The sequence below is a fragment of the Halanaerobium kushneri genome, assembly GCF_900156285.1.
Taxonomy (GTDB): domain Bacteria; phylum Bacillota; class Halanaerobiia; order Halanaerobiales; family Halanaerobiaceae; genus Halanaerobium; species Halanaerobium kushneri.
The window spans coordinates 99,390-112,148 of record NZ_FTNC01000001.1 but is presented as its reverse complement, the minus strand read 5'-3'; the positions used below and the strand labels follow the sequence as shown (position 1 = coordinate 112,148).

Annotated in this window: 11 protein-coding genes; all 11 read right to left on the bottom strand. The window is 28.1% G+C overall.

Annotated features, from left to right (window positions below):
• Positions 1-141 precede the first annotated feature (141 nt).
• Positions 142-984 (bottom strand): GIY-YIG nuclease family protein, encoded by an 843-nt coding sequence (locus BW929_RS00450; protein WP_076543403.1) that lies wholly within the window; start codon positions 982-984, stop codon positions 142-144.
• A gap of 249 nt (positions 985-1,233) precedes the next feature.
• Entirely contained in the window at positions 1,234-1,599 is a 366-nt protein-coding gene (locus tag BW929_RS00445) for a VOC family protein (protein ID WP_076543402.1), read from the bottom strand.
• Between the two features lie 214 nt (positions 1,600-1,813).
• On the bottom strand, positions 1,814-2,665 hold the full coding sequence (locus BW929_RS00440; RefSeq protein WP_076543401.1) for a DUF559 domain-containing protein: 852 nt from the start codon (positions 2,663-2,665) through the stop codon (positions 1,814-1,816).
• A 1,097-nt stretch (positions 2,666-3,762) separates the two neighbouring features.
• Positions 3,763-4,539 (bottom strand): AlbA family DNA-binding domain-containing protein, encoded by a 777-nt coding sequence (locus BW929_RS00435; protein WP_076543400.1) that lies wholly within the window; start codon positions 4,537-4,539, stop codon positions 3,763-3,765.
• Between the two features lie 87 nt (positions 4,540-4,626).
• Entirely contained in the window at positions 4,627-4,851 is a 225-nt protein-coding gene (locus tag BW929_RS00430; protein ID WP_076543399.1) for a hypothetical protein, read from the bottom strand.
• Between the two features lie 1,214 nt (positions 4,852-6,065).
• On the bottom strand, positions 6,066-7,046 hold the full coding sequence (locus BW929_RS00425) for a hypothetical protein (protein WP_076543398.1): 981 nt from the start codon (positions 7,044-7,046) through the stop codon (positions 6,066-6,068).
• A gap of 216 nt (positions 7,047-7,262) precedes the next feature.
• On the bottom strand, positions 7,263-8,150 hold the full coding sequence (locus BW929_RS00420; RefSeq protein WP_076543397.1) for a TIR domain-containing protein: 888 nt from the start codon (positions 8,148-8,150) through the stop codon (positions 7,263-7,265).
• Positions 8,151-8,317: 167 nt separating this feature from the next.
• Positions 8,318-9,424, bottom strand: a complete 1,107-nt coding sequence (locus BW929_RS00415) for a hypothetical protein (protein WP_076543396.1) — start codon at positions 9,422-9,424, stop codon at positions 8,318-8,320.
• Between the two features lie 196 nt (positions 9,425-9,620).
• A complete protein-coding gene (locus tag BW929_RS00410) occupies positions 9,621-10,256 on the bottom strand; it encodes an MBL fold metallo-hydrolase (protein ID WP_084566034.1) in 636 nt (211 codons plus the stop codon).
• A 223-nt stretch (positions 10,257-10,479) separates the two neighbouring features.
• Positions 10,480-11,556, bottom strand: a complete 1,077-nt coding sequence (locus BW929_RS00405) for a DUF6414 family protein (protein ID WP_076543394.1) — start codon at positions 11,554-11,556, stop codon at positions 10,480-10,482.
• A gap of 194 nt (positions 11,557-11,750) precedes the next feature.
• Positions 11,751-12,605 carry a hypothetical protein gene (locus BW929_RS00400; protein WP_076543393.1) on the bottom strand — a complete coding sequence of 285 codons (855 nt, stop codon included), beginning with the start codon at positions 12,603-12,605 and terminating at the stop codon, positions 11,751-11,753.
• Positions 12,606-12,759: the final 154 nt, after the last annotated feature.

Below are 12,759 nucleotides of genomic sequence, written 5' to 3'. Positions count from 1 at the left end.
TACTGGGATTTGCGCTTGTGCCTGGTTCCGCCAGGAACTGGCGTAAAGCTTGTCGTAATATTTCTTGCTGCTTAATATTGCAAGCTTTATGACAGAAGGCATGACGCCAATCCCATGTTATGTGAAGTGCGTAATTTTATATTAATTATCATTTAGCCCAAAAACTCTTGATCCTAATTTCTCTTTGTTCTTTGCCTCAAGCCGAAGAACTTCTTCTTTCATGGCAGTATTAGGAACTATATTTAAGATGCTAAATTGAAAATGTTTATAATGATTTGGATTAGAATTTAATAATTCTTTTATTAACTTATTATTACCATGTTTATTTCTTACATAAGTTGACCATCGCCCCCAAATACCCTCGTTACCATATGCAGATCCTACATATTGCATACCATTCTTTTTATTTAATATTAAATATACTCCGTAAACACTTGATAGAGCTGTTTTCCATTGCCTATTAGATACTGGGTTATTTATCATTTTTGATAATTCCTCAAAAGATAATATAACCTCTTCATAACCAGGAAAAATTTTAACAAAACTTTCTGGTAATATTTCTACTACTTTTTTATCTAATTTTTTTTGATGCCATGAAAGTGCTGATTTTCCCCAATCGATAACTAATCTTTCTTCAAGATCGCTTAATTTATTAACTCTTTTCATATCATACTTGTAAAAAGGGCCTACTCCCCAATTTTCGGGTTCCTTTATTGATAATAAATTTTCTGGTAAACTATCAATTTTTTTAAATCCATTAATTTCATACATCCGATGAAGCAAAGAATGTGTTCCTTCAATTGCTTTAAAAGTTATAATATAATCATATTTACTAAAAACATCATTTTTTTGAACCGATTGATAAAGAGCAAAATTATCTTGCAAAATCAAATCTTTAATATATTTACGTTCAGTTGTATGTCTAACGATTTTAATTCTATATTTGTCTAAATTTTTTATTTTTAAAATTTCTTTTAATTTCATAAATTTCCTCCAAAAGTCCACAAAAATTTTAAACTTAGCATTTCACATAACGTTACTGGGATTTCCGACGTGCCTGTGCCCTCAGGCCTGGCGGAAAGCTTGCCTTCCAGATATCTTGCTGCAATTATTGCAAGCTTTGTGACAGAAGGCATGTCCCGAAGGGTAGGCTTGCTCTTTAGCCTAACGGCAATCCCATGTTATATGCTGTAACAGCCGATAGTCACGATGAACTTTTCCTTAATTATTACTTTATTTTGATGCTGATACCTTAGAAAAGACCTCTATATGGTTTCCTTCAGGATCTTCGAACTCAAATACTAAATTATCCTGGATTTTAGTTAACGGAAAAACGATCTTTAAATTACGGTCTTCTAACTTTTCTTTTGTTTTTCTAGCATCATCAACTTCAAAACTTAATAAGCAGTTATCTCCATACTTTACTTCTTCATTCTCATTATTATGATCAAACAAGAAAAGGCGAAATCCATCTACATCAAAGAGATATAAACTCTCCCCTTTCTTAGTTGCTGATCTTTCTAAAAACCATTCATAAAAATTTATTGCTCTATCAATATTTTCTACAGCTATGTAAGCAGATTCTAATTTGGGTTTCATAAGTTTTATCCTTCCTGCTAGAGATGTTCTTTACTTGCAATCCAGGCTGTTATTGCATATAACGTCCCTGGGATTTGCGCTCGTGACTGATTCCGCAGGAACTGGCGTAAAGCTTGCTTTTTCATATCCGTTATTGGTTAACCTGCAAGCTTTATGACAGAAGGCATGACGCCAATCCCATGTTAGACGAAGTCCCGTCTTTTTATAATAAGTACTAAATAATTGAAGAAATTATGTCTTCAATATTATTCCTAACTTCTTTAGTTGTGTATCTCATTACTTCAAACCCCATTTTTTGAAGTTCCCTATCTATATTTCGATCTCTTATTGCTTGTTTTTCAGTTCTTTCATGATATGTAAATCCATCTGTATATAAACATAATTTTTGATCTTCTTTATCTAAATAAAAATCTGGAATTGTTAATATATTATTTTTATTAACTTTATCTATATCATCATAAATTTTGCCTTCTTTAGTTATTATCATTTGTAATTTTATTTTTGATCCTAACCCTCTTTTTAAAGCTTCAAGATAAAATATTTGCTCTAAGGGACTCTGACAGGTTAAAATACAATCATAACAATTCTCATTTTGGAATTTACAATAACCTTGACAGCTTTCAAAATTTTCATGAGCATCTTTTATTTTTTCTAAGTCTTCTTTAAAATCTCTATCATCAATATTTCTTTTTTTATATTCTCTAAATAAATATTTTTCTAAAGGAGTCTCATAATCAAATACACATTTATAGCAATGATCAAATTTCAAATCACAAGTTGAACATTTTTCGTGATTTTTTACATGATAATTTACAATTTGATCTAGCTCTTCTTTTGTTGCATCACAAGAATCTTTCAGTTTATCATAACCCAAGGTCATTTCTATTTGACCTTTTAATTTTAAAAGGATTTTCCCCAAATCTTTATTGTCAATATTAAAACTATATAACTGATTTTTCTCATTTATATCCAACGAATAATATGTATTATCTATATTACTATCATAAAAGCATTCTTTATTAATCATTTCTCTTTTTTTAACAATATTGATATCACTTTTCTTCATAGTTTCACTCCTTATTGGTTTCAAGGGATTTCGTCTAACGTCCCTGGGATTTGCGCTCGTGCCTGATTCCGTTAGGAACTGGCGTAAAGCTTGCTTTTTCATATCCGTTATTGTTTAATCTGCAAGCTTTATGACAGAAGGCATGACGCCAATCCCATGTTATACGACTGTTAAACGACAGCTCTTTTAATTTCTTCTCTTTTATTATTTTGGTTCCTGAATAAATATACTCAGTAACTCTTAAACATACTCATTAGTGCCTTAAATGAGTATGTTTAATTAAAATAATTATTTTTTTACTAAAATTATTAGATCTTCACGAAGTTAAGTTCATAATATTTTTACCAACTTTAAAGGATTGCAATTAATATTCCCGAAAGTTGCAGAATAAAAATCTATTAATTTAGTTTTACTTGCAGAAATCGATTTATTATTAATATACTTCATGTAAAAGAAAAAAATACCTGCATAGTAACAGGTTTAATTATTATTTCTCTTTTTTGATTTTCTAAAGCGCATCTTGTCAATCCATCTCGAAACTTCTAAGCAATAAAGACACTTGACCCAGCCTAATGTCACAACTGTGACTGTTAGGCGGATAAATTTTTTATTATCTCTTTTCTTTTATTAATTCACTTATTATTAGTTGCTGCAATACCTCTCATTGATATATTGAATTTGCTATCTTCATGAAACTTATTTAATTAAGATTTACAGCAGAAAATTTTAATGACAAATAACTTTTTACACTTTTCGTTAATTAAGACTTTACACCTGACACTTTTAAAAAGCGATTTGTTCAAGAATTATTTTGATCTTAACCATAAGATCTAAAATTATTGATTTAATTTTTATTAATGCTCTTCAATTACCTTAGAGAGTTTTACAAATCCATCTCGTTCTTTCTACGCTGAAACGCACCCACCGAGTTTAATGTCGTATAACGTTACTGGGATTTGCGCTCGTGCCTGGTTCCTTTAGGAACTGGCAGAAAGCTTGCTTTTTCCGTATCCGTGATTGGTTAACCTGCAAGCTTTATGACAGAAGGCATGACGCCAATCCCATGTTATCTGAAGTACGAAAATTTATATTTTTAATTATTTAAGACCTAGCATCTTCTCTATTTTTTCCTTTTTTCCGTCTATCATTCTAGAAACAAATTCATCGAAACTTTCTTCAGGAAAATGTGGGTTTTCTTGTCTATGCTGAATTAATCCAGAACTAGTAAATACATCAGATAAATTCTCAAGAACATTATATCTATAATACTCATCAATATTTGAATAAAGAAGTTTTAACTGATTCATCTCGTCATCTAATTCTAAACTAGTCGTATATCCTGATTTGATTTTTCTTGATATCATACCTTGTAAATCTTCATATGACGATTCTACGGAAGTTGTACCTTTTCTAGTATAAATAGCATTTTTCTTTATAGAGCTACCATTTTCTTTAGAAATAAATGGGATATAATTTGGATCGTCTTCTATAATTAAAACCTGGAATTTATCTCCTTCAATTTCTTGATATCCAGCATCTTCAAAATTAAAATTTATTATTACTATATCTTTACTTATAACTCTATTTGGAACATATCCTTCAACTTCATCTTTAAAAGTGGCTTCATCTTTGTATTCTGATAAACCTATATTATCATAATCATCAGTTACCCCAAATAATATACAACCGCCACCACTGTTTGCAAATGCTAGTACATGTCTAGCCATTTTAGATTTTTCAGGCCACGACTCTTTGAAATCTAATGAATTGGTTTCTCCTAAATGAGACATAAATAATTCTTTCAAATCTTCTCTGCTAGGGTCTTCTAAAAATTGAGCAAGTATTTCATTAATTCCTTTTCTTATATCAGTCATAAAAACTCCTTCCTTTTATTTTATATCAGTATTAGCATAATGATTATTTATTTAAAACAAGTTTTAATTATTTTATAATGAGAAATGCTATTCTTCCTCATGATCAATTCTTACTACACACAATTCTTCTAAGTCTACATCGCAAGGCTTTTCGTCATGATTACACCAAACAACTGGAAATTCACCTTTTTCATATCCCCCATGATTGGGTATGAAAATATTATTTTGGAATCTACCCCATACTTTTTCGCCCAAAATGCACCCATTATAGTTTCTCCAATTTCTAACTTTATCCTTTTCATAAAATTCCATTAAATATCCCTCCCAATTCATTTTTATTGATATAAATAAAATCTATGAAAAAAATTATTATTAGATGATTGGCTTAGTATTTCAGATAACGTTACTGGGATTTGCGCTCGTGCCTGGTTCCGTCAGGAACTGGCATAAAGCTTGCGTTTTCATATCCGTAATTGGTAAGCCTGCAAGCTTTATGACAGAAGGCATGACGCCAATCCCATGTTATGTGACTGTTAGGCGGTTATAAGTATTCTCGCCCAACGTTTTTCTTTTCTGATCTTTTATTTTAATACTTATCATTGCTGCTTTGAATTTTATATTAGCTTAAAACTATTTTATAACGTTCTCTTCTCTTAATAATTATTTCTATAAAACTATAACATTAATAATATAATTCTTGTAATAGCAAAAAATACCTGCAAAATTGCAGGTTTAATTATTAATTATTTCTTTATTAGTTACGAACATTTTATAAATCCATCTCGGAACTTCTAAGAGATAAAGATAATTGACCCAGCCTAATGTCACGAATGTGACTGTTAGGCGTAAAAATCTTTACTTTTTTATTATTTATTATTGCTGCTATACTTCTCATTGATACTTAAAATTCTAGATTTTCCCGAAACTTACTTCATATAGATTTACTAAATTTTTATAATGGACAATAAGGCTTTTATATTTTCAGTTTATTAACAATTCACATTAAAGATTAATCAAAAATATTTTTATTATTAATTAAGATCTCTTCTCTTCTTTTTTATTAAATTAATAGTATCTGCTGCAGTGCTTATCATTGATAATTTGCTTTTACTATCTTCACGAAAGTTACTTCATTAAGATTTACTCAAAATATTTTTTAATGCTTAATAACTTTTTACATTTTTCGTTCATTAAGACTTTATACCTGAGACTTTTGATAAGCGATTCAACTGTAATTTATTTTGATCTTAACTATTAGATTTGAAATTATAGATTTAATTATTATTGGTTTTTATTTTTTCAATAGCATTTTACGAATCCATCTTGGCACTCCCAAGCCGAAGAAAACTTAGTTAGCCTAATGTCACATAACGTTACTGGGATTTGCGCTCGTGCCTGGTTCCGTTAGGAACTGGCGTAAAGCTTGCTTTTTCATATCCGTTATGGTTAGCCTGCAAGCTTTATGACAGAAGGCATGACGCCAATCCAATGTTAGACGACGTAGACTTTTTTATTAATATATTAATTTAAAAATGAAACGAAAATATATCTATATTTGAATCAGATATTAAAGAGTAACTATCTGTTGAATACTTCCCTTGTATTTTCCCAACTTCAGTTTCTAATATAATATCATTAGCTATTAAATATGATACAGTATTTAAATTAGAATTATAAAAACCATCTTTAGAAATCGGATATTTAGAATATTCTATTTTATTATACTTAGGTTTTAAAATAGAAATAAGTGCTTTCTCTGCATCACTAGTAAGTTTCGTGTTATCATAAGAAAAATCAAAATCTTTTTCTAAAATTTCACTTTCAGAATTAAATTCATTAGTGCCTACAATAGGCTTTAAATTAAAAAACAATAAAAATAATTCATTTGTTAAGTTCTCATGAGTATCATATCTTGTTTCTTTTGATAATATTGTTAATCTTTTTCCATGGGGATTATTTATTAAACGTTCATATGAACCATTATTTGAAATACCTATATAGTGAAGATCAAATGTAATATATTGTTTATATTCCTTAAATTCTATCCAATTCTCATTGGTAGAAGCTGAATATACAGCTGTTTCAGGATTTATAGCTGTAATTATTTCATTATTTAAATGATCAACAAATAGAATAGCTCTAATTATGTCTTTATTATTTTTTATATCACCTTCATCTAAAGGTTCAGGTACTAATACAATATTTTCAGTTTTTAAATCATATTTTTTAAAATATTCGGCATAATTAATTTTTAAAAATGACTTACTTTTTATTTTATTTTTATATTTAGTTATATAATTCAACTTAATTTCATGCTTATTCCTATCAATATTAATTATTTCAAAATATCCAACAGATTTTTGACAAATCATGTATAAAGAACTATTATTGAGAATATTTTGTATTTCATTGCTATTATCACTACCACTCATTCTTTCTAAGACCAAATTTGAGAGTTGTGGCCATATTAGTTCTAGTTTAAAAAACTGTCCTCTCTTTTTATTCATAAAATATTCTTCCTTTCCAATATTATTATGAAAATGCACTTTGCTAACTATCTAAGTCTATGTCGTCTAACGTTACTGGGATTTAAGAAGTTCATGAGGCTTAGCCAGACCTGGCTTGCCGAATGAATTTGCGTGGAGCGCAGCGGAACCTTCAATCCCATGTTAGACGAAGTGGTTGTTATATTACTTTAAAATTGTTTTTAAATAAAACTCTTTTTATTCGTTACGGAATATATTATCAAGAAATCTTTCTAATTCATTTTCAATTCTCTTTTTTCCAGCAATTGTATTTTCATAAAATATGACTCTAAATCCTGAAAGGTCGAAAGGTAATTTGTCACGACTATTTCGTTCACACAATAGTATAGTTGGTTTATTAATTGCATGAGCATATCCGATTTCATAAAAAACATTCGGATTATTAGGAGTAATTTCAGCAATAATTAGAGAAGAATCCTTAATATTTTCAGTTATATCTTTAAGTATCGGAGTACTTGAGTAAATATTATCAGCTCTTATACTTTCAATATCTTTATTTTCACATATTGGAGCAATAACATCTTTATATAATTGGTTAAATTCTTCCGAAAATTGCATTACAACAAAAGCTTTTAATTTATATGAGTTAACCTCAACATCATGAATTTTTACTCTCTTTTTAGATCTCATAAAAAAAGTTAGTTGATTTTCCAATAAATTTGCTGTACTATTAATTATTTCAATATTATTAACTAATAATCTAACTTTTGAACCCTTTACTTTGATTTTAAAGAATAATTCATTATTTAAATCAAAATGTTTTAAAGAACCTTTTTTATTTCCAATTCCCTCTATATCAAAACCAAAAGCTTCACTTTTAAAGGCATGTCCGATTTTCATATTAACTATTTCACCATTTTCCCTGATCTTATGTTGAATTCCTATACTAGTACAGGAAGTTTCAGCTTTTACTTTAAAAGAAATTTCACCTTCGTTAAAATATTTATCACTTTTAAAATAACACATTTCTGGATTTCCTTTTTCATCCTCTGGTTCATAAATCAATTGTCCATCATCTATTTGACCATTCTCACCACTAATAATTGTCCAATTATTTAATTTCATCTTCATTTTTCCTCCTAAAACTGGTCTATTTTTAAAAGCTTATACCATTTCGTCTAACGTTATTGGGATTTAAGAAGTTCATGAAGCTTAGGGCGACCGCCCTTGCTGAATGAATTTGCGTGGAGCGCAGCGGAACCTTCAATCCCATGTTAGATGAAGTAAAAAAGTTATTTTTTATTATTCTTCTTATTATCTTCTATCCAATCTTCACAATTTTTTCTCATGTCTTCTAGTTGATTTTTTATTTTAGTTATTGTTTCTTGAGCTTCTTTTATCCTTATTTCTGCTGCAGTTTCTGTAATTGATGTGAAGACAAAAATTATTACTGTTAAATAGTATATTGAAAGATATTTTTCGCTAATAACTAAGAATTTTGCTAAATATGAATTTATAATAACAGATTCAAAATTAAAATTTATTAGATTAGTTATACTAAAAAGTAAAAAATCAAAATAATTATTATTGATACCAATTATATTATTAGCCTCTATTTTATATAGTGCATAGAAATTCAATGAAAAATTAATTACATTAAGAATCAAAAAAGTTAATAACAAGCTTAAAAAACTTCTAATTAATTTATTTTTTAAATTAACTTCTTTTGAAAATTTATTAATATATTTATTATTAAGCTTCCTAATTATAGATTCTTCAAAGTAATTTAAAAGCTTTTTAAAAGCAGGATCTGGATAAAGTTTTTCTTTTTGATTTTTTATACCTCTAACAATTAAATCCCAAAGCTTTTTACCATAATAATTTGCCCATTTCATTGATACTAGTGGATTCATTATCCAAGTAAATAATAAATAACAAGTTATATACACATTAAAAATTAAAATAATAATAGATGAATATAATAAATAAATATTATTACTTTTAAATATACATATATAGGCTCCAATATTTAAAAGAAAAAATAAAATATCAAGGAAAATATTTTTAGGAAAACCAAATAATGTTTTAAAATATTTTGTTAGTTGTATTAATAATTTTAAAAGTTCGTGACTAAAAATTACTCCTGAATAAAACAAGAATATATTCGTTAAAGAAAAAAATACAGTATTTTTTCTTATTAATAAACTAAATACATTTATAAAAAATACAAATAACAGTACTAATAATATATATTTTAAAATTAATCCAATTATATAACTATATTTTGGTATCAAATCAAAATGATTTATAATTATAGTTGAAAATAAAATACCTCCAGTTATTTTCCCAAACAAATAAGAATTATTAGGTTTTTTATTATCACTCTTTTCTTTATTCACTATATTCACCTTTCATATTTAAAAAATTTAAAGCTTTTTTATTTCATCTAACGTTACTGGGATTTGCGCTCGTGCCTGATTCCGTAGGAACTGGCGTAAAGCTTGCTTTTCCATATCCGTGATTGGGTAATCTGCAAGCTTTATGACAGAAGGCATGACGCCAATCCCATGTTATGCGTTGGGCGGACATAATAGTTTAATTATATATATTCAGGCTAATAAGCTCTTCAATAAATTTATCAATTTTATCTTTTAATATAACTCCATGTCCTGTACAAAGATATTTGATATCATATTTTTTTATTTCTCTTAAACCCTCAAAAAATTTCTTTAAGTTATTTTCTTTATATGAATTAGGTTTTTCAACAATTTCTTTAATTAAGTATTTTTGTTTTTCCCTTAATTCTTCACCCTCATATACGAGATTATCATCAGGTATTGGAAAACCAAAAAAACATATATGATCGCCAATAAATAAAGCTTTTAATTCTTTATCATATATTGCTATTGAGCCTTCTGTATGATGCCCTAAATGAATTATTTCATATTTATAACTTTTCTTTAATTTTTTATTAAATTTTTTTACATCTATAAAATCTAATTTAGATTCAGAACTTAATAAATCAAAGTCATCCTTATGAATAAATTTTTCTGCATTGGTGAAAAGCTTTGCTCCACCTATATGATCTTTATGACCATGAGTGGCTAAAAACCAAGCAATATCTGATGTAGAAAGTCCTAATAAATCAAAAGTATTAATTAATAAATTTTTATTTTTGCTCTTACCAGAATCAATGAATAATAGTCGACCATTAAAGTCATAAAAATACATATTATTATATGAATCCCATGAATCATCATAGTAAGAAAAAGCATATAGATTTTTTTCTATAAATTTAAGTATTGTTTTGATTTAAATCACCTACTTAGCCTTTCGTCTAACGTCCTGCAGGTTTACGAAGTTCAAGGGCCTTACATAGCTCTTATGTTAGGCACTTGAATTTGGGTGGAACGATAGTGGAACCGTAAACCTTGCTGTTAGACGAAGTCTATTCTTATCTATATAATGCTATCAAATTAATAGAAATATTAGGGTGCTCTACAAAAGATTGAATTCCCACTTGTGAACCTATTTCTGTAAAAATGTTTGTAACTTCTTTTATAAATTCATTAATTTTATTAGCATTTGAGAAATCAGGGGTTTTGAAATTAAAATTATTATTACTTTTTATTTTAGGTATTTTGCAAATTTGCCCTAATACTTTCCAATCTTGTTCTGGCTCATGTCCATATTTAAAAATTAACTCATCTTTATTATCCAATAAATGCTCTGTCCTTATAGGAGCAACAAAACTAGTATCTTTACTTGAAGCTACTACAGGCCTTGCTATCACATGCATAGGAACTTTAGCAAATCCACCATTAGCTATGTCTTTCATCAAATCAATCATAGCATTTAATTCCAAAGGATTTGTATCATTTCCAAATGCGGATAATAAACCATTATAACCAATTTCAATTGCATTTTCATTTAAATATTCGAACGCTTCATCAGGATTTGTACCATTTTTAATCATTGTATTAACTTTTTCAGAAGCGGATATTTGTCCTAACACTTCTACAAACTTTTCCAACCCAGTAGCTATTCCTTCTAAATGTGATACATCAAAAATCCTAACCCTTGAAGTTATTTCTATAAAATCTCCAGGTTTAAGATCTTTTGATACTTTTCCTTTACTCCATTCATGTGGTTTATAATTATCTAAATTTTTTAGTAAGTTTTGCTCAACTAAAGCATTATGTAATAATGAAAATTGAAAGTGATCCAATAATTTCGACTGCGTTCTTTCATTATTATTAATTTTTTTACTGCTAAATTGTGGATTTAATTCGCCTGAAATTTCAATATTAGCTTGTCCTATCCAACTGATCAGAGTTTGTATTAATGCTAAAGACTCCTCTCCTATCTTAGCACCACCACTAATTTTCCCTTTGACATCTATGTTTTTAACACTATTTTTTTCAGTTTTCTCTTTTGTAATGATAGTATCAGCTAGTCCACCAAGTAATTGCGATCCAAATGATAAAACTCTTCTTTGGTCTAAATATATAAAATCACGAACATCAGCCATCTAATTCCTCCTTATAAAATTAATAAATTTAATAGATTTCGTCTAACGTCCCTGGTATTTCCGACGTTGACGTCCCATAGGGTTGTCATGATTTATGCCGAATTTTGCATTAATCATGACAAAGTCAATGTCCCGAAGGGCAGGCTGGGTTTTGCCGTCTGCGGAAATACCATGTTATGCGACGTAATGCCTTATTACTTTATCCAATCTAAGGCATAACGAGACCTAACTAATTTATTTGAAAACATTTTAGATTTAACTCCTAATATTGATAATAAAATTCTTTCATTTATTAATTTTAAATTGAACCAAAGTTGTTTGTCATCAGAATTAAGACCAACTGGTTCTCCAGCATATTTTGCTTCATGTATTAAGTTATTTCTTAATTCTGATAAAGTTGACTTTCCATCCTTTGATTTTGCCCAATTGGGTAAAAAGATATCATAATAAGTGCATAACTTTTCTATTCTTTCGGCATGATATCTTGCTCTATTAATATGATTTAACTCTGTAGATATCTTATAGCAACAATCTAACACTCGATACTGTGCATCAAATTTCTCAAACACATGAGAATAACTTTGTCCAAACAAAAACCAATGAATTGCAGCATAGTAATTTTTAAAAATGTCATAGTCGTTTTTATACAAATTTATTACCTTATCGAGAATTATACAAATTTCTTCCTTTGTACAATAAAACCGAATTAATTTACCTTCATTTATAGGAGTTTTATAATAATGTCCCCATCCGTCACGAAACATATGTAATCCCTTTAGAAATCCAAAAAATATTGGAATAAAATCCTGTAAATCTTTATTATTTGAAATCTTTAAAACTAATTTATGTGAACTAGGAAGTCCATACCAAACCACAGGTCTAGTAGAATTTCCTTTTATATCAGTTTTTATAGGTGGATATATCCAACCGTTTTTTATATAAAAATTATCTTTTAAAAATTTTATTTTTTTATTAATATCATTTAACGGCCTTATTTCAATAAATTTAGTAGTATAACTATTATTTTCATTTAAAAAACCAAATTCCATTTTTATCCCTCACCATAAACATTACTGAAAGAAATTTACATGCGTACACAGATAAATACACAATTCAAACCCAAAGCTAAAAGATTTTTTCAATAAACCAGCTCAATCAAAACCAAGTAACCGTTCACCTACTAATATAGATGCCGGTTACTTG